This window comes from Streptomyces sp. NPDC059166, assembly GCF_042755185.1.
Taxonomy (GTDB): Bacteria; Actinomycetota; Actinomycetes; order Streptomycetales; family Streptomycetaceae; genus Streptomyces.
This window is the reverse complement of the sequence record NZ_JBHZCI010000022.1, coordinates 67,995-90,718: the sequence shown is the minus strand read 5'-3', so window position 1 is coordinate 90,718 and position 22,724 is coordinate 67,995. Positions and strand designations below refer to the sequence as shown.

Sequence of the window (22,724 nt, the reverse complement as noted above, 5' to 3'; positions counted from 1 at the left end):
CACCCTATCCAGCTCCGGGGACAGCGAAGAGCCCCGTCCATCGGATGGACGGGGCTCCCGCTGTGGCGTTCAGCTGAGGTCGATCAGTGGTGGCCGTGGCCGCTGGTGATCTCCCTGTACTCCTCGGCGGTGGGCTTGGCGATCTGGTTGTTCTCGCCGTAGTAGCTCTGGCTGAGCCGTGCCCGCAGCTTCTGCAGGGCCGAGGGCTTGCGCTCGACACCGTTCTCGTCGACCGTCGGGCCGATCTCGACCGGCTTGTACTGCTCGTGCGCGGTGAGCGTGTGCAGCTGCCCCGGGCCGAGCGGCTCGTGGATCTCGACGAACTCACCGTGCGGCAGGCGCTTGATGGTGCCGGACTCGCGCCCGTGCAGCACCTTCTCCTTGTCGCGGCGCTGGAGGCCGAGGCAGATCCGCCGGGTGGCGATGAACGCGAGGACCGGGCCGACGAAGAACGCGATCCGGACGAACCAGCTGATCGCGTTGAGCGACAGGTGGAAGTGCGTCGCCCAGATGTCGTTGCCGCCGCCGATCAGCATGACGAAGTAGATCGTCACCCAGGCGACACCGAGGCCGGTACGGGTCGGGGCGTTGCGCGGGCGGTCCAGGATGTGGTGCTCGCGCTTGTCCCCGGTGATCCAGGACTCGATGAACGGGTAGAGGGCGAGCGCCCCGAGGATCACACCGAACAGGACGAGCGGGATCAGGACGCCCAGGACCAGGGTGTGGCCCCAGAGGTTGATCTCCCAGCCCGGCATCACACGCACGAAGCCCTCGGCGAAGCCCATGTACCAGTCCGGCTGGGCTCCCGTGGACACCTGGTCGGGCCGGTACGGGCCGAGCGCCCAGATCGGGTTGATCGTGGCGATGGCCGCGATGATCGCGATGAAGCCGAAGACGAGGAAGAAGAAGCCCCCGGCCTTGGCCATGTACACCGGCAGCAGCGGCATGCCGACGACGTTCTTGTTCGTGCGGCCCGGACCCGCGAACTGCGTGTGCTTGTGGAAGAACACCAGGATGAGGTGGCCGACCACGAGCCCGAGCATGATGCCCGGCAGCAGCAGGATGTGGATCGAGTAGAACCGGGCGATGATGTCGCCGCCGGGGAACTCCCCGCCGAACAGGAACATCGAGATGTACGTGCCCACGATCGGCATCGACAGGATGGCGCCCTGCGTGAAGCGCACACCCGTGCCGGAGAGCAGGTCGTCCGGGAGCGAGTAACCGGTGAACCCGGTGAACATGCCGAGGACGAACAGCAGGAAGCCGAACAGCCAGTTGATCTCACGCGGCTTGCGGTACGCGCCGGTGAAGAACACGCGGAACATGTGCACGAACATGCCGGCGAGGAAGATCACCGCCGCCCAGTGGTGGATCTGCCGGACGAGCAGACCACCGCGGACGTCGAAGCTGATGTCCAGCGTCGAGGCGTAGGCCTCGGACATCCGGATGCCCTGCATCGGCTCGTACGAGCCGTGGTACACGACCTCGTTCATGCTCGGGTGGAAGAACAGCGTCAGGTACACACCCGTGAGGATGATGATGATGAAGCTGTAGAGGCAGATCTCACCGAGCATGAAGGACCAGTGGTCCGGGAAGATCTTGCGCATGTTGGCCTTGGCGAGGCCGTAGATGCCGAGCCGGCCGTCCGCCCAGTCGGCGACCCGCTCACCGGCGGGCGCCTTGCGCTGTGTTTCCGTCGCAGTACTCATCCGCGCTCCCAGAAGGCAGGACCGACGGGCTCTTCGAAGTCACCGAGCGCCTCGAGGTTGCCCTCGCTGTTCACACCGATCCGCAGCTGCGGAAGGGGGTGACCGGCCGGACCGAAGATGACGCGGGCGCCGTCGGAGAGGTCGAAGGTGGACTGGTGGCACGGGCAGAGCACGTGGTGCGTCTGCTGCTCGTACAGGCTGATCGGGCAGCCGACGTGGGTGCAGATCTTCGAGAAGGCCACGATTCCCTCGTGGGCCCACTCACGCTCACGCTTGTCCTTGATGTTGTCCGGCTCGATGCGGATGATCATCAGGGCGGCCTTGGCGATCTGCGTCTGGAAGTCGTGCGCGTCCTCCTCCAGGCCCTCGGGCATGGCGAAGGTCAGCGAACCGACGACGACGTCCTCGGGACGCAGCGGCTCCATGGTGTTCATGTTGACGAGCTGCTTGCCCTTGGCCCACAGCGTCGAGCGGAGCTTCTTCTCCGGCAGCGGACCGAGGTCGCGCAGCAGCACCACACCGGAGAGCGGCACCAGGGCCAGCGCACCGAACATCGTGTTGCGGATCAGCTTGCGCCGGCCGAGGGCGGACTCCCGGGCACCGTCGGCGAAGTCGGCCATGACCTTGGCCTTGACCTCGGGGGTCGCCTCGATGGCGTGCCGGTCGTCGGCGACCTCCACGTCGGACATCAGGGTGCGCGCCCAGTGGACGGCGCCCGCGCCGATCAGGAAGAGCGCCAGGCCCAGGGTCAGGCCCAGGGAGAAGTTCAGCGCGCTCACATGACCGAACGGCCAGATGTAGACGATCTTGTCGACGGGGAAGATGACGTAGGAGGCGATGAAGCCGACCGTCGCCAGCATCGACAGGGTGAACATCAGTGCCACGGCCCGCTCGGAGCGGTTCGCGGCGCGTTCGTCGATGTCCTGGATGCGCGGCCTGTGGGCCGGCAGCCCCGGGTTGGCGAACGGGTCGCCCGCACCCTCTACCGCGCCGTGCGCGGTGCCCTGCTCTACCGGCAGGTTCTCTTCTGGAATCTGTTGGCTACTCATGACTTCTTGGCCTTAGCGGTGTGGGCCGCGACCCATACGGCGACGGCGACGAGGCCGCCCAGGCCGAAGATCCAGCCGAAGAGACCTTCACTGACGGGGCCCAGGCCACCGAGCGAGAGCCCGCCGGGGGTCTCGGAGTCATCACCGTTGACGGTCTTGATGTACGCGATGATGTCTTTCTTCTCCTGCTCCGGCATCGTGGTGTCGGGGAAGGAGGGCATGCTCTGCGGGCCGGTCTGCATGGCCTCGTAGATGTGCTTCGGGCTCACGCCTTCGAGACTCGGGGCGAACTTGCCCTTGGTCAGGGCGCCACCCTCGCCGGTGAAGTTGTGGCACTGCGCGCAGTTGGTGCGGAACAGGTCGCCGCCCTTCGCCACGTCGGCACCCGAGGGGTCGACCTGGCTCTTGGTGGGCGTGATCGGGCCGGCGCCCAGCGACGAGACGTACGCCGCGAGCTGGTCGATCTCGGCCTGGCTGTAGATGACCTTCTTCTTCGGGACCTGGGCGCCCGGCTGCTGGGCCGGCATGCGTCCGGTGCCGACCTGGAAGTCGACGGCGGCGGAGCCGACGCCCACGAGGGACGGCCCGTCGGTGGTGCCCTGACCGCCGGATCCGTGGCAGCTTGCGCAGCCCACGGAGTAGAGCTTCTTGCCCTCGTCGATGGCGAGGGACTGGGCGGTTTCGTCGGCCTGCGCCTTACCCGCAGGCGCGAACGCGGCGTACAGCCCCCCGGTAGCCGCCAGCGCGAGGAGTAGTACGACGACCGCCGCCAGCGGATGGCGTCGTCGTGCGGAGAGCTTTTTCACGGATTACCCCGGTGTCAGGATCTTCTGCGTCGATGATGGGCGGGTGTGAGCCCGGCTACTTGATCATGTAGATCGTGGCGAACAGGCCGATCCAGACGACGTCCACGAAGTGCCAGTAGTAGGACACGACGATGGCGGCGGTGGCCTGCTCGTGGGTGAATCTCGAGGCCGCGTATGTCCTGCCCAGGACGAGCAGGAAGGCGATCAGACCGCCTGTCACATGCAGACCGTGGAAGCCGGTCGTCAGGTAGAACACCGAGCCGTACGGGTCGGAGGACAGGGAGAGCCCCGCCTCCTTGACCAGCTCGGTGTACTCGAGGACCTGGCCTCCGATGAAGATCGCACCCATCACGAACGTGATGATGAACCAGGTCCGGAGCTTCTTCACATCGCCCCGCTCAGCGGCGAAGACGCCCATCTGGCAGGTGAGGGAGGAAAGCACCAGGATCGTGGTGTTCGTCGCCGAGAACGGGAAGTTCAGATGGTGGGCCATCTCCTCCCAGTGCTCGGGACCCATCACCGATCGCAGGGTGAAGTACATCGCGAAGAGGGCCGCGAAGAACATCAGCTCGGAACTCAACCAGATGATGGTTCCGACGCTGGTGAGGTTCGGCCGATTGACCGACGGGTGCGCGTGCCCGGTTTCTACTGTCGTTGCTGTCGCCACGACCGACATTATGTCGGTCGCTTATCCCGCCCTCACTCCGGGGGGTGCCGTTCGGTGTGTCAACGGGGTGTGTCCTCACCGGACGGCCCATCGAATCGCTGTTCATACCGGTGCTGACAGGCGGTCCGGCGGAGTACGATCCGCCCATCGGTTCATGCCCCGAGAGCCCCGAAGACACAGACGTCACGGAGGAACAATGCAGCCGACCGCCACGGTCCTGGTCTACAGCGACGACGCCAACATCCGTGAGCAGGTGAGGCTGGCGGCCGGGCGAAGGCCTGCGGCGGACGTGCCACCCGTGGAGTTCCTGGAGTGCGCCACCCTGCCGGCCGTGCTGAGCGCGCTGGACGGCGGTGGCGTCGACGTCTGCGTGCTGGACGGCGAGACGGCCCCCGCGGGCGGCATGGGCGTCTGCCGGCAGATCAAGGACGAGATCTTCGAGTGCCCGCCCGTGCTCCTGCTGATCGGACGCCCCCAGGACGCCTGGCTGGCCACCTGGAGCCGTGCGGACGCCGCTGTGACGCACCCGGTGGACCCGGTCGATCTCGCGGACGCCCTGGCGTCCCTGCTGCGCCACAGGCTGTCCGTGGGCGCCTGAGCCCTGTCGGTGCGCCTGTGACGGCCCGCGCCGGGGCGCACGGGGTGCGGAGGGGCCCCGAACCCCTCCGCGGGGCTCCGGGAGCGGGGCGCGCTCCCGGGCTCAGACCTGCGGGCGCAGCCGCGCGGTCTCGACGCCGGACTCCGTCTCGGACGTGCCGTCGCCATGAAGGGCGCTGCCCTTCTGCCATTCGGCCCAGGAGAGGTTCCAGTCGCCGAACCCGTTGTCGAACGGGGTCATCATCTCGCCCTCGCTGCCGACGACCTTGACGATGTCGCCCTCGCGTACGGTCTCGAAGAACCATTCGGCGTCGGCGGTGCTCATCCCCGTGCAGCCGTGGCTGACGTTGGCGTTGCCCTGCGAGCCGGTCGACCAGGGCGCGGCGTGGACGTACTCACCGCTCCAGGTGACCCGGGTCGCCCAGTAGACCGGCAGGTCGTAGGACTCCGAGGAGCCGGCCGCGATGCCGATGCTCTCGCCGCGCATGCGTACGAACTGTTCCTTGGCCAGCACCACCTTGACGCCGTTGCGGGTGTCGAAGCCGGGCTTGCCGGTGGTGACCGGGATGGTGTTGATCACCTCGCCGTTGCGGAGAACGGTCATGGAGTGGTCGGAGGCGTCGGTGATCGCTTCTATCCGGTCGCCGGTCGTGAGTTTGAGGGGTTTGGTGTCGTCGCCGTAGAGGCCGCCCGTGACCTTGATGCCCTTGAGGTTGCTGCGGAGGTCGATGCTGGCGTCGGCGGGCCAGTACTCCTTGGGGCGGTAGTGCAGGGTCTTCGCGTCGACCCAGTACCAGGATCCGGTGACGGCGGGGGCGGACCGGACCTGCAGGCCTCGCTCCACGGTGGCCCGGGCCGCCTTGCCGGTGACCGGAGCGCTGAGTTCCGCCGTGAGGGGCTGTCCGACGCCGTAGGTGCCCGCCTGCGGGCCGAAGGTGACCTTGAGGAACTTCTCGGCCTGCTGTGTGCCGAAGGCGTACGTACGGCTGCCGGGGGCGCCGTCACCGTTCTCGGTGGAGACCTTGACGGTGTATCGGGTGCCGGCCGCGAGTGAGGCGGTGGAGTGCCACCGCTTCCCGTCGGCGTCGAGTTCGCCCGCCAGGTGGCGGCCGTCGGCGTCGACGGCGGTGACGTCCGTGATCTTCGCGTCGTCTTCCTTGACGGTGACCTCGATGGGCTTGTCGAGGTTCGCCTTCTGGTTCTCGGGCGGGCCGTTGAACGAGATGAGTTCGGCGGCGTCGTGCGGCTTCAGGGACAGCGGGTCGCCGTCCGGTTCGCCACAGGCGGTCGCACCCGCTACCAGGGTCACGACCAGCAGGGTGCAGTTCACTACGGAGCGAGTGCGCGGCGTGTGGTTCATGAACCCACGCTAAGAAGATTCATCCGATCCAGCGCGTTCAGTGACTGCAAACGGGGGCCCGGCCCGCTCGTTGCTGAGCGGACCGGGCCCCCGTACGGGTGTTGCTCGCCCTGTGAGGGCGTGTCCTACTGGGTGCGGTTCTCACCCCGGTAGTACTCGAAGACCCAGCCGAAGAGGCCGACCAGGAGCAGCGGGGCCGAGAAGTAGGCCAGCCACCAGCCGAAGACGACCGACATGAAGAGGAACGCGCCGCCGATGGCGAGCGAGAGCGGCTGCCAGCTGTGCGGGGAGAAGAACCCCACCTCGCCGGCCTCGTCCGCGACGTCGGCCTCCTTGTTGTCCTGGGCCATCGCGTCGACCCTGTTGGCCGTGAAGGCCAGGTAGAAGCCGATCATGAGGGCCAGCCCGAAGGCCAGGACGAGCGCGGTGGTACCGACCGGCTCCTTGGACCAGACGCCGTACGTGACGGCCATGGCCAGGAGGAAGATGCTCAGCCAGAGGAAGAGCTTGCCCTGGATCTTCACTTGCCGTCCTCCTTGCCGCCCGCGAGGACCTTCTCACCCTCGGACAGGTGATCCAGCTGCTCGAGCGCCGCGATCTCCGGGTGGTGCAGGTCGAACGCCGGGGATTCGGAACGGATCCGCGGCAGGCTGACGAAGTTGTGGCGCGGCGGCGGGCACGACGTCGCCCATTCGAGCGAACGGCCGTAGCCCCACGGGTCGTCGACCTCGATCTTCTTGCCGTACTTGGCGGTCTTCCAGACGTTGTAGAAGAACGGGAGGATCGACAGTCCGAGCACGAACGAGGAGATCGTCGAGATCGTGTTCAGGGCGGTGAAGCCGTCGGCGGCGAGGTAGTCCGCGTAACGCCGCGGCATGCCCTCGGCTCCGAGCCAGTGCTGCACGAGGAAGGTGCCGTGGAAGCCGCAGAACAGCGTCCAGAAGGTCATCTTGCCGAGCCGCTCGTCCAGCATCTTGCCGGTGAACTTCGGCCACCAGAAGTGGAATCCGGCGAACATCGCGAAGACCACGGTGCCGAAGACGACGTAGTGGAAGTGCGCGACGACGAAGTACGAGTCGGAGATGTGGAAGTCCAGCGGCGGCGAGGCCAGGATCACGCCGGTCAGACCACCGAAGGCGAAGGTGATCAGGAAGCCGACCGACCAGAGCATCGGGGTCTCGAAGGACAAGGAGCCCTTCCACATCGTGCCGATCCAGTTGAAGAACTTCACACCGGTCGGTACCGCGATGAGGAATGTCATGAACGAGAAGAACGGCAACAGCACGCCGCCCGTGACGTACATGTGGTGCGCCCAGACCGTCACCGAGAGGCCGGCGATGGCGATCGTCGCGGCGATCAGACCGATGTAGCCGAACATCGGCTTGCGGCTGAAGACCGGAATGATCTCGGAAATGATTCCGAAGAATGGTAGCGCGATGATGTACACCTCTGGATGGCCGAAGAACCAGAAGAGGTGTTGCCAGAGCAATGCGCCGCCGTTGGCCGCGTCGAATACGTGCGCACCGAATTTACGGTCGGCCTCCAGCGCGAAGAGCGCGGCGGCGAGGACCGGGAAGGCAAGCAGGACCAGGACACCGGTCAGCAGGACGTTCCAGGTGAAGATCGGCATGCGGAACATCGTCATGCCGGGGGCGCGCATGCAGATGATCGTGGTGATGAAGTTGACCGAGCCGAGGATCGTTCCGAAGCCGGAGAAGGCCAGACCCATGATCCACATGTCGGCGCCGACGCCCGGCGAGCGGACCGCGTCCGACAGCGGGGAGTAGGCGAACCAGCCGAAGTCGGCAGCGCCCTGGGGGGTGAGGAAGCCGGCCACCGCGATGATCGAGCCGAAGAGGTACAGCCAGTACGCGAACATGTTCAGCCGCGGGAACGCCACGTCGGGCGCGCCGATCTGCAGCGGCATGATCCAGTTCGCGAACCCGGCGAACAGCGGCGTCGCGAACATCAGCAGCATGATCGTGCCGTGCATCGTGAACGCCTGGTTGAACTGCTCGTTCGACATGATCTGCGTACCCGGGCGGGCCAGCTCGGCGCGCATGAAGAGCGCCAGCAGACCACCGATGCAGAAGAAGGCGAACGAGGTGACCAGGTACATCGTGCCGATCGTCTTGTGGTCAGTGGTGGTCAGCCACTTGACGACGACAGCACCCGGCTGGTTGCGCCGCACCGGCAGCTCGTCCTCGAACGAGTCGTCTGCTGCCGCGGCACCCTGGGATTCGTTGAGGATGCTCACAGTTTGTTCGTCTCCGCATTCCTGGCCGGGTCCGTCTGCTCGATGCCTGCCGGCACGTAGCCCGTCTGACCCTTCTCAGCCAGCTCCTTGAGGTGCTGCTGGTACCGCTCGGGAGAGACGATCTTGACGTTGAAGAGCATCCGGGAGTGGTCGACGCCGCAGAGCTCGGCGCACTTACCCATGTACGTGCCCTCCTTCTTCGGCGTGACCTCGAAGGAGTTGGTGTGGCCCGGAATGACGTCCTGCTTCATGAGGAACGGCACCACCCAGAAGGAGTGGATGACGTCACGCGAAGTCAGGATGAAACGGACCTTCTCGCCCTTCGGCAGCCACAGGGTCGGTCCCGGGTTGCCGTTCTGCGGGTTACGCGTCCCGGGGACACCCACGTCGTAGACGCCGTTGGCGTTCGCGGGGAAGTCCTTGCGGAACTTGTCGGGGATGGCCGCGAGCTCCTCGGGGACCTCGTTGCCGGTGGAGGGCTCGCCCTCCACGTTCTCGATGTAGTTGAAGCCCCAGCTCCACTGGTAGCCGACCACGTTGATGGTGTGGGCGGGCTTCGGCGTGAGCTCGAGGAGCTTCGATTCATCGCGCGCGGTGAAGTAGAAGAACACCGAGACGATGATCAGGGGGACCACTGTGTACAGCGCCTCGATAGGCATGTTGTACCTGGTCTGCTGAGGTACCTCCACCTTGGTCCTGCTTCGCCGGTGGAAGATGACGCTCCACAGGATCAGCCCCCAGACGAGGACACCCGTGGCGAGCGCTGCCGCCCACGAGCCCTGCCAGAGGGAGAGGATCCGAGGGGCCTCTTCCGTTACCGGGGTGGGCATACCGAGGCGGGGGAAATCCTCCCAGTTGTATGAACAACCGGAGGCCGTCGCCAGGACCAGGCCCGCAGTCAGCACCTGCGGCAGCTTCCGCCGCATCGGGCGCCGCGACGAGCGGTCGGAGCCGTTGGGACTCACGTAGCGCCTTCCCGAGAGTCTCGCCCGCACGGTTCGGCGCGGCCGTGTCACTCTGGTCGGTCGCCGGCCCTGACGCGGGCAGGGGTTTGGATGTTTATGCGGACCAAACCCTACTGGACGCCATTTGGGGTCGCGCGGGGAGGGTGCCCAACGCGCCGCGCGACACCCCGAAGGGGTGGAATGCGGGACTCCGGCCGTCATCTGACGCCTCCTCCTGCTCACCGGCGAGCGGCCCGCCACCCCGGCGCGGCTCCCTCGGGCTAGCGTTGCGGGGTGCCCTACTTCGACGCGGCCTCCTCCGCCCCCCTGCATCCCGTGGCCCGCCAGGCGCTGCTTGCCTCCCTGGACGAGGGCTGGGCCGATCCGGGCCGGCTGTACCGCGAGGGGAGGCGGGCCGCGCTGCTGCTGGACGCGGCCAGGGAGACCGCGGCCGAGGCGGTCGGCTGCCGCCCCGACGAACTCGTCTTCACCTCGTCCGGCACCCGGGCGGTGCATTCGGGGATGTCCGGAGCGCTGTCCGGGCGTCGGCGTGTCGGCCGCCATCTGGTGCTGTCCGCAGTCGAGCACTCCTCCGTACTGCACGCCGCCGCGGCCTTCGAGGCGGAGGGGGGCTCGTCCACCGAGGTGCCGGTGGACCGGACCGGCGCCGTCGACCCCTCCGCCTACGGCCGGGCGCTGCGTCCGGACACCGCGCTGGCCTGCCTCCAGTCGGCCAACCACGAGGTGGGGACGGAGCAGCCGGTGGCGGAGACGGCCGAGGTCTGCGCCGAGGCGGGGGTGCCGCTGCTGGTGGACGCCGCGCAGTCGCTGGGCTGGGGACCCGTGCCCGGACGCTGGTCCCTGCTGACCGCGAGCGCCCACAAGTGGGGGGGCCCGCCGGGCGTGGGCCTGCTCGCCGTGCGCAAGGGGACCCGGTTCGCCCCGCGGGGGCCGTCCGACGAACGTGAGTCCGGCCGGGCCGCCGGTTTCCAGAACATCCCGGCGGTCGTGGCCGCCGCCGCCTCGCTGCGGGCGGTGCGCGCGGAGGCCGTCGCGGAGGCCGTACGGCTGCGCGCGCTGGTGGACCGGATCAGGGGGGCGGTGGGCGGTCTCGTCCCGGACGCGGAGGTGGTCGGGGATCCGGTGCGCCGGCTTCCGCACCTGGTCACCTTCTCCTGTCTCTATGTCGACGGGGAGACACTGCTCCACGAGCTCGATCTGGCCGGGTTCTCCGTTTCGTCCGGATCGTCCTGCACCAGCAGCACCCTGACGCCCAGCCATGTACTCAAGGCGATGGGGGTGCTCACCGAGGGGAACGTCCGGGTGTCGCTCCCGGCGGGGACCACGGAGGAGGAGGTCGGCACCTTCCTCGACGTGCTGCCGGGCGTGGTCGCCGGGGTACGGGAGAAGCTCGGCGCCCCCGCACCGTCCGCCCCCTCCCCAGCGGCCGGAGGTCCGCTGGTCGTCGATGCGCTCGGCAGGCGCTGCCCGATCCCGGTGATCGAACTCGCAAAGGTGATCGGAGAGGTACCCGTCGGCTCCACGGTGACGGTGCTCTCGGACGACGAGGCCGCCCGGCTCGACATCCCGGCCTGGTGCGCGATGCGCGAGCAGGAGTACGTGGGCGAGGAGCCGGCGGACCACGGGTCGGCCTATGTGGTCCGCCGGCTCGTCTGACACCGGCGCCGCGTCCGGGACGCGGCGCCGGTGCCGCGAATCTAGGAGAGGTGCTTCCTGACCTCGGAGGCCGCCTCGTCCCCGTACGCCTTGGTGAAGCGGTCCATGAAGGAGCTGCGGCGCAGGGTGTACTCCTGGGTGCCGACGGTCTCGATGACGAGGGTCGCGAGCATGCAGCCGACCTGGGCGGCGCGCTCCAGGCCCACACCCCAGGCGAGACCGGAGAGGAAGCCCGCGCGGAAGGCGTCGCCGACACCCGTGGGGTCGGCCTTGCGCTCCTCCTCAGCGCAGCCGACCTCGACGGGGTCCTGTCCGGCCCGCTCGATGCGGACACCCCGGGCACCGAGGGTCGTGACGCGGTGGCCGACCTTGGAGAGGATCTCCTCGTCGCTCCAGCCGGTCTTGGTCTCGATGAGCCCCTTCTCGTACTCGTTGGAGAAGAGGTAGGTGGCTCCGTCGAGGAGGATGCGGATCTCCTCGCCGTTCATCCGGGCGATCTGCTGCGAGAAGTCCGCGGCGAAGGGGATGCCCCGCGAGCGGCACTCCTCGGTGTGGCGGAGCATCGCCTCGGGGTCGTCGGCGCCGATGGAGACGAGGTCGAGACCGCCGACGCGGTCCGCGACGCTCTTGAGCTCGATCAGCCGCGCCTCGCTCATGGCACCCGTGTAGAAGGAGCCGATCTGGTTGTGGTCGGAGTCCGTCGTGCAGACGAAGCGCGCGGTGTGCAGCACCTCGGAGACCCGGACCGATCCGGTGTCGACGCCGTGGCGGTCGAGCCAGGCCCGGTAGTCGTCGAAGTCGGCGCCGACGGCACCGACGAGGATCGGCCGGGTACCGAGCACTCCCATGCCGTAGGCGATGTTGGCGCCGACTCCCCCGCGGCGCACGTCGAGGTTGTCGACGAGGAAGGAGAGGGAGACCGTGTGCAGCTGATCCGCGACCAGCTGGTCCGCGAATCGGCCGGGGAAGGTCATGAGGTGGTCGGTGGCGATGGAGCCGGTGACTGCGATGCGCACGGGGTGGCTGCTCCTGCGGAAGGCGAAGTACGCGCGGGCGCGTCCTCCGGGACGGCGTGACAGTTCACGCTACCCGCTGACGCCGCCACGTCCGAAGGGGCAAAACTACCCGATAGTAGGTCTTTCTACCTGAGGGGTGGTGTGCATACGGTGCCGTTATGTCGAAGAACATCGCCACCCGCGAGTCCGAGATGAGCCTGGCCGAGCTACGCGGCGACTGCGCCCGCATGGCGCCGCACTGGGTCGCGCCCGAGAGGACCACGGCGAAGCGGGTGGAGCCCTCCGGTATCCACGGGGTGACGGTGCCGCCCTCCTCCGCCCGTCTGGTGGACTCCATGTCCGACTACGGGGACTGACCCGCCGGACCGGGCGGCCGGATCGCCGCCCGGGGAACCGCGCGCCCCTCCGCTCCGTCCCACCGGTGCCCCGGCTCGGGGAACTGGCGACCTGCCAGTGGTGGCACGCAGTCGAAGGAGCGATCCGGTGAGCACCGAACGACCCGAGAACGACACGGCCGGCACCCGCCGGCGTTCGCCGCTCGTCGCGGCCTCGGTGGTGGCAGCAGTGCTGCTGGTGGGGGGCGGCGGCGCCTACTGGGCATCGCACACCCCCGGCGAGTCGGATCCGGGCCTTCGCCCCGACCCCGGCACCGGCTCGCCCGCGCTGCTCACCCTCGACCTGCCGGCGGACTCCGGCTCCGCCGAACCCTCGCTGGGCATCGCGCCCGGTGAGCCGGATCCGCACGGCGGGGGGACGGTCTACCGCGCCGCGGGAGGGCTGCCCGACGGCCCGGACGAGGCCGCCGTGCACCGGCCCGCCGGCACGGTGAGCGCCGCCGAGGTGAGCCGGCTGGCGAAGGCCCTGGGCGTGGAGGGTTCCCCGCGTACCGAGGGCGCGGCGTGGACGGTGGGCAGCGGCGGTGACGGTTCGGGGCCCGTCCTGAGGGTCGTCAAGCAGGCACCGGGGACCTGGACGTTCGCCCGGTACGGCTCGGGCGGGCCGGACGCGTGCGATCCCGGCCCGGTCTGCGCGGATCGGGACCGGACCCGGTCCTCCGGCTCCCCCGTGGACGAGCGGACGGCGAAGGCCGCCGCGACCCCGGTCCTGAAGGCCGTGGGCCAGGAGGGTGCCGCGCTCGACGCGGATCAGCTGATGGGTTCCGTGCGGGTGGTGAACGCCGATCCGGTGGTGGCGGGGCTGCCGACGTACGGCTGGTCGACCGGTGTGCAGGTGGGCGCCGGGGGCGAGGTCGTCGGAGGCAGCGGGCACCTGAAGGCCCTGGAGAAGGGTGACAGCTATCCGGTGACCGGCGCGGACGAGGCTCTGGAGCAGCTGAACTCGGACAGCCGGAAGGCCCCGAAGCCCGGTGTCGGCGGCTGTGCGACCTCCGTGCCGCTGGAGGACGACCTCGCGCCGGAGCCCGACTGCGGGGCCTCGGGCGGGACTCCGCCGGCCACGATGACGGTCGAGAAGGCCGAGTTCGGGCTCGCCGCGCGCTCTTCGGACGGTGAGCAGATCCTCGTACCGTCCTGGCTCTTCACCGTACGGCCCGAGGGCGGCGGCCCTCTGAGCACGGTCGCCCAGGTCGCGGTGGACCCGGAGCACATCGCCTCCGGAAGCACCCCGCCCTCGCCCGCGCCCACGAAGGCCCCGGACGGTTCGGCCACCGGGATCACCTCGTACAGCGCGGACGGCAGGACCCTTGATGTGACCTTCTGGGGCGGTGTGTGCAGCACGTACTCGGCCTCCGCCACGGAGGACGGCGCGACGGTGCGGGTCACGGTCACCGAGTCGAAGCCGGAACCCGGCAAGGCCTGCATCATGATCGCGAAGGAGCTGACCCGTACGGTCACGCTCGACGCCCCCCTGGGCGACCGGAGGGTGGTCGACGCGAGTTCGGGCGAGCGGGTGCCGCGCGCCTGAGGCCGCGCGTACGTACGGCAGCGGCGGGGGGGCCCGGCCCGGGGGCCCCCCCCGGGGGCGGGGGCGCGGGGGGGGGCGGGGGGTGGGGGGCGGGCTTCGGCGGGGGGGGGGGGTCGCGGGCGGGCCGGCCCCCCCCCGCCGCTGCCGTGCGACCGGGGGTCAGCTGAAGGAGTCGCCGCAGGCGCAGGAGCCCGTGGCGTTCGGGTTGTCGATCGTGAAGCCCTGCTTCTCGATGGTGTCCACGAAGTCGACGGAGGCGCCGCCCAGGTACGGGGCGCTCATGCGGTCGGTGACGACCTTGACGCCGTCGAAGTCCTTCACCACGTCCCCGTCGAGCGAGCGCTCGTCGAAGAAGAGCTGGTACCGCAGGCCGGAGCAGCCTCCGGGCTGGACGGCGACGCGCAGCGCGAGGTCGTCGCGGCCCTCCTGCTCGAGCAGGGCCTTGACCTTGGCTGCGGCGGCGTCGGACAGGAGGATGCCGTCGCTCACGGTGGTGGTCTCGTCCGATACGGACATCTGCTTCTCTCCCGGGTTGTTCGGACTGCTTGCCGACGGTCCAACCATCGGGGCCGCGGATTCATTCCGGGCCAGGCGCGTGTCTGTTCCCTTCATGCTCGCACACCGTGCGGGCGGCGGGATGCGTCACATCGACGCTATCGCCGTCGTCAAGCTGACGCGAAGCGGCTATGATAGATAGCGTCAATTAGACGAAAAGGCGTTCCGCGTAAAAGAAAGGGTGCGTGTCGTGACCACCGCCCAGCCCCTGGATGTCCAGCCGACACCCCTCGCCCTTCTGCTGCTCGGCCGCGAGGCCGACCCCCGGAGCGAGCGCGGGGTGGAATGCCCCGGCGACCTGCCCTCCCCGTCCGACCCGGACCTGGTGGAGCGGGCCCGCGCGGCCAAGGAGAAGCTCGGGGACAAGGTCTTCGTGCTCGGCCACCACTACCAGCGCGACGAGGTCATCCAGTTCGCGGACGTCACCGGCGACTCGTTCAAGCTCGCCCGCGACGCGGCCGCGCGCCCCGGAGCCGAGTACATCGTCTTCTGCGGTGTGCACTTCATGGCCGAGTCGGCGGACATCCTGACCGGTGACGACCAGAAGGTCGTCCTCCCGGACCTGGCAGCCGGCTGCTCCATGGCCGACATGGCCACCGCCGAGCAGGTCGCCGAGTGCTGGGACGTGCTGACGGAGGCGGGTGTCGCCGATCAGGTCGTGCCGGTCTCCTACATGAACTCCTCCGCCGACATCAAGGCCTTCACCGGCCGGCACGGCGGGACCATCTGCACCTCGTCCAACGCGAAGCGCGCGCTGGAGTGGGCCTTCGAGCAGGGAGACCCCTCGACCAGCAAGGTGCTCTTCCTGCCGGACCAGCACCTGGGCCGGAACACGGCCGTCCGCGACATGGGGATGAGCCTGGAGGACTGCGTCCTCTACAACCCGCACAAGCCGAACGGCGGCCTGACCGCCGAGGAGCTGCGCGCCGCGAAGATGATCCTGTGGCGCGGGCACTGCTCGGTGCACGGCCGCTTCTCGGTGCAGTCCGTCGAGGACGTCCGCGCGCGGATCCCCGGGGTCAACGTGCTGGTGCACCCCGAGTGCAAGCACGAGGTCGTCGCCGCCGCGGACCACGTGGGCTCGACGGAGTACATCATCAAGGCCCTGGAGGAGGCCCCGGCCGGTTCCAAGTGGGCGATCGGTACGGAGCTCAACCTGGTCCGCCGGCTGGCGAACCGTTTCGCCGCGGAGGACAAGGAGATCGTCTTCCTCGACCGGACGGTCTGCTTCTGCTCGACGATGAACCGGATCGACCTGCCCCACCTGGTCTGGACGCTGGAGTCGCTGGCTGAGGGGAAGCTGGTCAACCGCATCCAGGTGGACCCGGAGACCGAGAGGTTCGCGAAGCTGGCGCTGGAGCGGATGCTCGCGCTGCCGTAGGACCTCAGCACCGGGAAGGCCCCGGGAACCGTCGCGTCGGACGGTTCCCGGGGCCTTCGTGTGTCCGGCCGCGGGTCAGGCCTTGGCGGGCTCCGGCTCCTCGGAGGAAGCCTCCTGCGCCGGCTCGTCGGCCGCGCCTGACTTCGCCTCGCGCCTGGCCGCCTTCTTCTTCGCGCGGCGCTCCTTGCGGAGCTCGACCATCGCGTAGAGCGTCGGCACCAGGAGCAGGGTGAGCAGCGTGGAGGTGATCAGGCCGCCGATCACCACGACCGCCAGCGGCTGGGAGATGAATCCGCCCTCGCCGGTGACGCCCAGCGCCATCGGGAGCAGGGCGAAGATCGTCGCCAGCGCCGTCATCAGGATGGGACGCAGACGGTGGCGTCCACCCTCGACGACCGCCTCCACCACGCCCATGCCCTGGGCCCTGTACTGGTTGATCAGGTCGATCAGCACGATCGCGTTGGTAACCACGATGCCGATGAGCATCAGCATGCCGATCATCGCCGGGACACCCATCGGGGTGCCGGTGGCGACCAGGAGGCCGATGGCCCCCGTCGCCGCGAACGGGATGGACACCAGCAGGATCAGCGGCTGGACGAGCGACCGGAAGGTGGCCACCAGCAGCATGAAGACGATCGCGATCGCCGCGAGCATCGCCAGGCCCAGCTTCATGAAGGCGTCGTTCTGGTCCTCGGAGACACCGCCGATGGTCGCGGTGGCGCCGGCCGGGAGGTCCAGGGCGTCGATCTTCGACTGGAGCGAGGCGCTGACCGCGCCCGTGTTGTCGCCGGTCGGCTTGGCGGTGATCGTCGCCGCGCGCTGTCCGTCGATCCGGGTCATCGAGACCGGGCCGGGGACCAGCTTCACATCGGCGATCTGGCCGAGCGTCACCTTCCCGAGGGGCAGGGCCTTCAGCTCGTCCATCGTGGCGGCCGGGCGGGCCGACCTCACCAGGACGTCACGCTCGGTGTCGTCCATGATCACCTTGCCGGACGGGACACCGCGGACCGCGCCGGCGACCACCCCTCCCAGGGTGGTCTGGTCGAATCCGGCGTCGGCCGCCTTGTCGTTGGCCTTGACCGAGATGCGCGGGACGCTCTGCGCCAGGTCGCTCTGGACGTCGGTGACGTCCTTGAGCTTCGCGACCTCGCCGCGTACCGCTTCGGACGCCTTCTCGAGGACGTCCGCGTCGGCGGCCTTGACCACGACGCTCAGGTCCTGGCTGCCGAATCCGTCACCCGCCGCGATGGTGGTGTCGCCGATGCCGTCGAGCTTGCCGAGGGCCGCGTCGATCCGGTCCTGGGTCGCCTCGAAGTCCGCCGAGTCCTTCAGGGTGACCTGGTAGGACGCCTGGTTGGCGCCCGTGCCACCGCCGAAGGCCGCCATGAAGCCGGAGGAGCCGACGGTGACCTGGTAGTCCTCGACGCCGTCGTCGGCGGCGAGGACCTTCTCGACCTTACGCGCGGCCGCGTCGGCGGCGTCGAGGCTCGTGCCGGGGGTCAGCTCCTGCTTGATGGAGAGGACCTCCTGCTCACCCTGGTCGAAGAAGTTGGTCTTCAGCAGCGGTGCCATGCCGAACGTGCCGAACAGGACCACGAACGCGATCACGATGCTGGTGACGCGCCGCTTGGTCGCGAAGCGCAGCACCGGGACGTAGATCCGCTGGAGCCGGCTCGCGGCCTCCTTCTCCTCGGCCTTGCGGCGCGCCTCGTCCGGGTCGGCGTCGGTCCCCTTGGGGGCCCGCAGGAACCAGAACGAGAGGACGGGCACCACGGTCAGGGAGACCAGCAGGGACGCGAGGAGTGCGGCCGTGACGGTGAGGGAGAACGAGCCGAAGAGCTGCCCGACCATGCCGCCGACGAGCCCGATGGGCAGGAAGACCGCGACCGTGGTGAGCGTGGACGAGGTGACCGCTCCGGCGACCTCCTTGACCGCGGCGATGATCGCCGACTGGCGCTCCTCGCCGTATCCGAGGTGCCGCTTGATGTTCTCGAGGACGACGATCGAGTCGTCGACGACCCGGCCGATCGCGATGGTCAGCGCGCCGAGCGTGAGCATGTTGAGCGACAGGTCGCGGGTCCAGAGCACGATCAGCGCGAGGACGACGGAGAGCGGGATGGACACCGCGGTGACCAGCGTCGACCGGATGGACGCGAGGAAGACGAGGATCACCACGACCGCGAAGAGCAGGCCGAGCGCGCCCTCGGTGGTCAGGCCGGAGATCGCCTTGGAGACCGCGGGACCCTGGTCGGAGACGACAGTCAGCTCGGCGCCGGCGCCGAGGTCCTTGCGCAGGTCGGGAAGCTTGTCCTGGACGGCGTCCGAGATGGCGACGGCACTGCCGTCCTTGTCCATCGTGGCCATGACGGCGAGGCTCGGCTTGCCGTTCGTACGGGTGAGGGAGACCGCGGTGGCGGGCTCCTGCTTCACCGTGGCGACGTCACCGACGCGCACCGGCTTGCCCGCCTTGCCGGTGGCCGGGTCGGCCGCGGAGACCTTCAGGTCCTCGATCTGACGGAGCGAGGTGAAGGAGCCGCCCACCTGGATGGTGCGGCTCTTGCCCGCCTCGGAGAAGGAGCCTGCCGGGAGGGTACCGCCGCCGGCCTCGATGGCCTTCGCCAGCGAGCCGGCGTCCATACCCGCCGCGGCGAGCTTCTTCGCGTCCGGTACGACCGAGACCTGGAGGTCCTGGACGCCGTCGACCGAGACCTGGCCGACGCCCTCGATGTCCTCGAGCGCGGGGACGACCGTGCGGTCCAGCTGGTCGGCGAGCGCCTGCTGGTCCTTGTCGGAGGTGACGGCGAGGACCACGGTCGGGATGTCGTCGGTCGAACCGGCGATGACCTGCGGGTCGACGTCCTCGGGCAGCTGGGCGCGGGCGCGGTTGACGGCCTGCTGGATGTCGGCGACGAGCTGCTTGGTGCCCTCGTCACCGAAGTCGAAGCTCGCCATGACGACGGCGTTGCCCTCGCTGGCGGTCGAGGTGACGCTCTCGACGCCGTCGACGGCCTTGATGGAGTTCTCGAGGGGTTCGACGACCTGCTTCTCGACCACATCGGGGGACGCACCCTGATAGGGCGCCAGCACCGACACCATCGGGAGTTCGATGGTGGGCAGCAGCTGCTGCTTGAGCTGCGGGATCGCTATCGCTCCGAAGACGAGCGCGACGATCGAGATCAGCCCGATCAGCGCCCTTTGCGCGAGGCTGAATCTGGACAGCCAGGACATGGGTGGGTCTCTCTTCTGTGGCGTACGCGGAAGGCGGGGGCTGTTGGGCGAACACCGTCCGGTGATCGCGGGGGACACAACCCGTCCACCTACACGATCACCGGTTTCCCCGGCGAAATCCTCGGCCCCCGGGTTGCCTTTTTATCCCGCGCCTACCGCAGCTGGAGTAGCCGGGTCTCCACCCGTCACTCCACCCGGGGACGGACCAGGCCCGATTCGTAGGCGATGACGACCAGTTGGGCCCGGTCGCGCGCGCCGAGTTTCGCCATCGCGCGGTTCACATGGGTCTTCACGGTGAGGGGGCTGACGGCAAGCCGTTCGGCGATCCTGTCGTTCGAGTGCCCGCCCGCCACCAGGACGAGGACCTCGCGTTCCCGCACGGTGAGCGCGTCGAGGAGCTCGGCGTAGCGCGTGCCGCCCGGGTCGCCGTCCAGGGCGCCGCCCTGGGCCAGGAAGGTCGCGATGAGGCCCTTGGTCGCGACGGGTGAGAGCAGGGCCTCACCCGCCGCGGCGACACGGATGGCGTTGAGCAGTTCGTCGGGCTCGGCGCCCTTGCCGAGGAATCCGGAGGCCCCGGCGCGCAGGGCCTGCACGACGTACTCGTCCACCTCGAAGGTGGTGAGCATGACGATGCGTACGCCGGCCAGGCCGGGGTCCGCGCTGATCGTCCGGGTGGCGGTCAGCCCGTCGGTGCCCGGCATCCGGATGTCCATCAGTACGACGTCGGCACCTGTCGTACGGGCCAGCTCGACCGCCTGGGCACCGTCGGCGGCCTCGCCGACGACCCGCATGTCCGGCTCGGAGTCCACCAGCACCCGGAACGCGCTGCGCAGCAGTGCCTGGTCGTCCGCGAGCAGCACCTTGATCGGCGTCATGCGCCTCCCCCCGTCGTTCCCGCCGCGCCCGGTGCGCCCGCGCGGGGCATGACCGGCAGGATCGCATGGATCCTGAAGCCGCCTCCGTAGCGGGGCCCCGCGGTGAGGGTGCCGCCGAGGGCCGTGACCCGCTCGCGCATGCCGATCAGCCCGTGTCCCCCGCCGGACGGCGCCGGCACCGGATCCGCTCCCCCGCCGTCGTCGAGCACGGTGATCTCCACGGTCGCACCGACCCGTACGACGCTCACCTCGGCCTTCGCCCCTGCGCCCGCGTGCTTGCGCACGTTGGTCAGGGCTTCCTGGATGATCCGGTAGGCCGCGAGGTCGGCCGCCGCCGGCAGCGGGCTGTCCGGGTCGGTGCAGGCCACCTCGACCGGGAGCCCGGCGTTGCGGAAGGTGTCGAGCAGGGCTCCCAGGACAGCCAGGCCCGGGGCCGGTTCGGTGGGCGCCTCGGGGTCGCCGGACTGGCGGAGCAGCCCCACCGTGGCCCGCAGTTCGTCGAGGGCGGAGCGGCTGGCGTCGCGTACGTGGGCGAGCGCCTCCTTCGCCTGGTCCGGGCGCTTGTCCATGACATGGGCCGCCACCCCGGCCTGCACGTTGACCAGCGCGATGTGGTGGGCTACCACGTCGTGCAGGTCCCGGGCGATCCTCAGCCGCTCCTCGGCGACTCGGCGACGGGCCTCCTCCTCCCGGGTGCGCTCGGCGCGTTCGGCCCGTTCCCTGATGGCGTCGACGAAGGCGCGCCTGCTGCGCACCGCGTCGCCGGCGGCCGCGGCGAGACCGGACCAGGCGAGCACGCCGACGTTCTGCTGGCTGTACCAGGGGGCGGAGCCCACCGCCATGGCCGCCACGGTCAGCACGGCCATGGTGAGCAGGCCGACCCGCCAGGTGGTGGGCCGGTCGGTACTGGCCGCGACGGTGAACAGGGCGACCACCGCGCTCACCACGACGGGTGCGGGCGGGTCGACGAACAGGAACTCGACGGTGGACAGCACACCTGTCACCGCGAGCACGGCCACGGGCCTGCGCCGGCGCAGCACCAGGGCGCCGGCGGCCAGGACCATGAGCAGCACGCTGGACGCCTCCGGCGTGCGGCTGCCGAGGATCAGCCTGTGGCCCGGACCCGGCTCCGCGAACGACGCGCAGAGCATGGAGACGAGCACCGCCAGGGCGAGAGCCCCGTCGAAGGTCAGGGGGTGGCCGCGCAGCCAGCGGCGGGGGCGCACGAGCCCGGTCGGGAGGATGGTCACCCCGGAAACGGTACGGCGTGCCGTCGACGGGACGGTACGGACGATGTCCGCGGACGGTCACGGGGCGGGCGGGGTTCACGTGGCGGGCGGGACGGGGCCCGCGGGGCCGTCCTCCAGCAACATGCCCCCGCTCAAGCACCGTGCCCCGCGCCGGCGGGGCCGGGCGGGGCACGGTGGGGAGTGTGGGGCGGTCGGAGCCCGTCAGCCGGGGATCAGCCCGTCGTCGCGGAGCATGGAACGCACCTCTTCGAGCGTGGCGTCGGGTGCCGGAAGGATCAGTTCGGACGGCTCCAGGGAGTCGTCCGGGAGCGGCGAGCCGAGCTCGCGCACCTTGTCCAGAAGCGCGTGGAGGGTGGTGCGGAAGCCGGGTCCGTCACCGCTCTCCATCTCCGCGAGGAGGATCTCGTCGAGCTTGTTCAGCTCGGCGAGATGACTGTCGGCCAGTTCGACCTGGCCCTCCCCCATGATCCGTACGATCACGACGCCGCCCTCACTGCTTGTCGAACTTGTGCGGGGACTGCTGCGACTGCTGCGCCCCGTCCTGTGCTCCGCCCTCGATGGCCTGCTGCTGTCCGGCGGAACCGCCGGCCAGCTCGGCCTTCATGCGCTGCAGCTCCAGCTCCACGTCCGAGCCGCCGGAGATCCGGTCCAGCTCGGCGGCGATGTCGTCCTTCGCCGTGCCGGACGGGTCGTCCAGGGCCCCGGACGCGAGCAGTTCGTCGATGGCCCCGGCGCGCGCCTGGAGCTGCTGGGTCTTGTCCTCGGCCCGCTGGATGGCCAGACCGACGTCGCCCATCTCCTCGGAGATCCCGGAGAACGCCTCTCCGATCCGGGTCTGTGCCTGGGCCGCGGTGTAGGTGGCCTTGATCGTCTCCTTCTTCGTACGGAAGGCGTCGACCTTGGCCTGCAGACGCTGGGCGGCGAGGGTGAGCTTCTCCTCCTCGCCCTGCAGCGTCTGGTGCTGCGTCTCCAGGTCCGTCACCTGCTGCTGCAGAGCGGCACGGCGCGAGAGCGCTTCGCGTGCCAGGTCCTCGCGGCCGAGCGCGAGGGCCTTGCGGCCCTGGTCCTCCAGCTTGGACGACTGCCCCTGCAGCTGGTTCAGCTGCAGTTCCAGCCGCTTGCGCGAGGTCGCCACGTCGGCGACTCCGCGGCGCACCTTCTGCAGCAGTTCGAGCTGCTTCTGGTACGAGTAATCCAGGGTCTCGCGCGGATCCTCGGCCCGGTCAAGGGCCTTGTTTGCCTTCGCGCGGAAGATCATTCCCATACGCTTCATGACACCGCTCATGGGCTTCGCGCGCCCCCTTCTGACGGACTGAGCTCCAGCACTCCAACAGAACCCACAGTACGGGCCCTGTCTCCATTACCGCACTGTTCGGACGCGGATGCGCTCCTCCGCAAGGACGACTGCGGCCGTTGATCACTCCCGCCCA

Annotated in this window: 20 protein-coding genes; 5 read left to right on the top strand and 15 right to left on the bottom strand. The window is 69.4% G+C overall.

The features are described from left to right. Positions 1-83: 83 nt before the first annotated feature. Genes ACFXOA_RS18420 through ACFXOA_RS18405 form a run of 4 tightly spaced genes read right to left on the bottom strand, consistent with a single transcriptional unit; the run spans position 84 to position 4,240 of the window. On the bottom strand, positions 84-1,709 hold the full coding sequence (locus tag ACFXOA_RS18420) for a cytochrome bc complex cytochrome b subunit (protein ID WP_385029041.1): 1,626 nt from the start codon (positions 1,707-1,709) through the stop codon (positions 84-86). Continuing rightward, positions 1,706-2,758: a Rieske 2Fe-2S domain-containing protein gene (locus tag ACFXOA_RS18415; RefSeq protein WP_385029038.1), complete on the bottom strand. Its 1,053-nt coding sequence runs from the start codon at positions 2,756-2,758 to the stop codon at positions 1,706-1,708. Before ACFXOA_RS18415 ends, ACFXOA_RS18420 begins: the two co-directional genes overlap by 4 nt. Continuing rightward, complete coding sequence (locus ACFXOA_RS18410) at positions 2,755-3,564, bottom strand: c-type cytochrome (RefSeq protein ID WP_385029035.1); 810 nt, start codon at positions 3,562-3,564, stop codon at positions 2,755-2,757. Before ACFXOA_RS18410 ends, ACFXOA_RS18415 begins: the two co-directional genes overlap by 4 nt. A 55-nt stretch (positions 3,565-3,619) precedes the next feature. Further along, entirely contained in the window at positions 3,620-4,240 is a 621-nt protein-coding gene (locus ACFXOA_RS18405; protein ID WP_362547401.1) for a heme-copper oxidase subunit III, read from the bottom strand. A 187-nt stretch (positions 4,241-4,427) separates the two neighbouring features. Between ACFXOA_RS18405 and ACFXOA_RS18400 the strand changes: the two genes are divergently transcribed. Next, entirely contained in the window at positions 4,428-4,829 is a 402-nt protein-coding gene (locus ACFXOA_RS18400; protein ID WP_385029032.1) for a hypothetical protein, read from the top strand. Between the two features lie 102 nt (positions 4,830-4,931). Here ACFXOA_RS18400 and ACFXOA_RS18395 read toward each other — a convergent pair whose 3' ends face one another. The 4 genes from ACFXOA_RS18395 to coxB all read right to left on the bottom strand — a co-directional run bounded on the left by ACFXOA_RS18395 (position 4,932) and on the right by coxB (position 9,410). Continuing rightward, positions 4,932-6,188 carry an Ig-like domain-containing protein gene (locus ACFXOA_RS18395; RefSeq protein ID WP_385029030.1) on the bottom strand — a complete coding sequence of 419 codons (1,257 nt, stop codon included), beginning with the start codon at positions 6,186-6,188 and terminating at the stop codon, positions 4,932-4,934. 125 nt (positions 6,189-6,313) lie between these two features. Further along, entirely contained in the window at positions 6,314-6,712 is a 399-nt protein-coding gene (locus ACFXOA_RS18390; RefSeq protein WP_385029027.1) for a cytochrome c oxidase subunit 4, read from the bottom strand. Next, positions 6,709-8,445, bottom strand: coding sequence for a cytochrome c oxidase subunit I (ctaD, locus tag ACFXOA_RS18385; protein WP_385029025.1), 1,737 nt, complete (start codon positions 8,443-8,445; stop codon positions 6,709-6,711). The genes ACFXOA_RS18390 and ctaD overlap by 4 nt, the downstream gene beginning before the upstream one ends. Further along, on the bottom strand, positions 8,442-9,410 hold the full coding sequence (coxB, locus tag ACFXOA_RS18380; RefSeq protein WP_385029022.1) for a cytochrome c oxidase subunit II: 969 nt from the start codon (positions 9,408-9,410) through the stop codon (positions 8,442-8,444). Before coxB ends, ctaD begins: the two co-directional genes overlap by 4 nt. Positions 9,411-9,683: 273 nt before the next feature. Between coxB and ACFXOA_RS18375 the strand changes: the two genes are divergently transcribed. Beyond that, positions 9,684-11,066: a cysteine desulfurase/sulfurtransferase TusA family protein gene (locus ACFXOA_RS18375; protein WP_385029019.1), complete on the top strand. Its 1,383-nt coding sequence runs from the start codon at positions 9,684-9,686 to the stop codon at positions 11,064-11,066. Positions 11,067-11,107: 41 nt separating this feature from the next. Here the strand turns inward: ACFXOA_RS18375 and ACFXOA_RS18370 are convergent, their stop codons facing one another. Further along, entirely contained in the window at positions 11,108-12,082 is a 975-nt protein-coding gene (locus ACFXOA_RS18370) for a carbohydrate kinase family protein (RefSeq protein WP_385029016.1), read from the bottom strand. A 158-nt stretch (positions 12,083-12,240) separates the two neighbouring features. Between ACFXOA_RS18370 and ACFXOA_RS18365 the strand changes: the two genes are divergently transcribed. Further along, positions 12,241-12,438, top strand: coding sequence for a hypothetical protein (locus ACFXOA_RS18365; RefSeq protein WP_385029013.1), 198 nt, complete (start codon positions 12,241-12,243; stop codon positions 12,436-12,438). Between the two features lie 127 nt (positions 12,439-12,565). Next, complete coding sequence (locus ACFXOA_RS18360; protein ID WP_385029009.1) at positions 12,566-14,005, top strand: hypothetical protein; 1,440 nt, start codon at positions 12,566-12,568, stop codon at positions 14,003-14,005. 159 nt (positions 14,006-14,164) lie between these two features. On the opposite strand, the gene ACFXOA_RS18355 is transcribed toward ACFXOA_RS18360, so the two are convergent. Further along, positions 14,165-14,521, bottom strand: a complete 357-nt coding sequence (locus ACFXOA_RS18355; protein ID WP_018103583.1) for an iron-sulfur cluster assembly accessory protein — start codon at positions 14,519-14,521, stop codon at positions 14,165-14,167. A gap of 220 nt (positions 14,522-14,741) precedes the next feature. Between ACFXOA_RS18355 and nadA the strand changes: the two genes are divergently transcribed. Further along, entirely contained in the window at positions 14,742-15,941 is a 1,200-nt protein-coding gene (nadA, locus tag ACFXOA_RS18350) for a quinolinate synthase NadA (RefSeq protein WP_385029006.1), read from the top strand. Between the two features lie 75 nt (positions 15,942-16,016). On the opposite strand, the gene ACFXOA_RS18345 is transcribed toward nadA, so the two are convergent. The 5 genes from ACFXOA_RS18345 to ACFXOA_RS18325 form a co-directional block, all read right to left on the bottom strand. Beyond that, positions 16,017-19,169, bottom strand: a complete 3,153-nt coding sequence (locus tag ACFXOA_RS18345; RefSeq protein ID WP_385029003.1) for an efflux RND transporter permease subunit — start codon at positions 19,167-19,169, stop codon at positions 16,017-16,019. Between the two features lie 185 nt (positions 19,170-19,354). Next, positions 19,355-20,044 carry a response regulator gene (locus ACFXOA_RS18340; RefSeq protein ID WP_385029000.1) on the bottom strand — a complete coding sequence of 230 codons (690 nt, stop codon included), beginning with the start codon at positions 20,042-20,044 and terminating at the stop codon, positions 19,355-19,357. Next, a complete protein-coding gene (locus ACFXOA_RS18335) occupies positions 20,041-21,294 on the bottom strand; it encodes a sensor histidine kinase (RefSeq protein ID WP_385028997.1) in 1,254 nt (417 codons plus the stop codon). The genes ACFXOA_RS18340 and ACFXOA_RS18335 overlap by 4 nt, the downstream gene beginning before the upstream one ends. A gap of 201 nt (positions 21,295-21,495) precedes the next feature. Continuing rightward, entirely contained in the window at positions 21,496-21,774 is a 279-nt protein-coding gene (locus ACFXOA_RS18330) for a hypothetical protein (RefSeq protein WP_385028994.1), read from the bottom strand. Positions 21,775-21,784: 10 nt separating this feature from the next. Further along, on the bottom strand, positions 21,785-22,567 hold the full coding sequence (locus tag ACFXOA_RS18325; protein ID WP_385028991.1) for a PspA/IM30 family protein: 783 nt from the start codon (positions 22,565-22,567) through the stop codon (positions 21,785-21,787). Positions 22,568-22,724: the final 157 nt, after the last annotated feature.

Excerpts from the sequence above, each read along its gene's own strand:
- ACFXOA_RS18345 (WP_385029003.1), bottom strand. The coding sequence starts at position 19,169 with ATGTCCTGGCTGTCCAGATTCAGCCTCGCGCAAAGGGCGCTGATCGGG.
- ACFXOA_RS18325 (WP_385028991.1), bottom strand. The coding sequence starts at position 22,567 with ATGAAGCGTATGGGAATGATCTTCCGCGCGAAGGCAAACAAGGCCCTT.
- ACFXOA_RS18395 (WP_385029030.1), bottom strand. The coding sequence starts at position 6,188 with ATGAACCACACGCCGCGCACTCGCTCCGTAGTGAACTGCACCCTGCTG.
- ACFXOA_RS18365 (WP_385029013.1), top strand. The coding sequence starts at position 12,241 with ATGTCGAAGAACATCGCCACCCGCGAGTCCGAGATGAGCCTGGCCGAG.
- ACFXOA_RS18400 (WP_385029032.1), top strand. The coding sequence starts at position 4,428 with ATGCAGCCGACCGCCACGGTCCTGGTCTACAGCGACGACGCCAACATC.
- ACFXOA_RS18420 (WP_385029041.1), bottom strand. The coding sequence starts at position 1,709 with ATGAGTACTGCGACGGAAACACAGCGCAAGGCGCCCGCCGGTGAGCGG.
- ACFXOA_RS18355 (WP_018103583.1), bottom strand. The coding sequence starts at position 14,521 with ATGTCCGTATCGGACGAGACCACCACCGTGAGCGACGGCATCCTCCTG.
- ACFXOA_RS18340 (WP_385029000.1), bottom strand. The coding sequence starts at position 20,044 with ATGACGCCGATCAAGGTGCTGCTCGCGGACGACCAGGCACTGCTGCGC.
- ACFXOA_RS18415 (WP_385029038.1), bottom strand. The coding sequence starts at position 2,758 with ATGAGTAGCCAACAGATTCCAGAAGAGAACCTGCCGGTAGAGCAGGGC.
- ACFXOA_RS18405 (WP_362547401.1), bottom strand. The coding sequence starts at position 4,240 with ATGTCGGTCGTGGCGACAGCAACGACAGTAGAAACCGGGCACGCGCAC.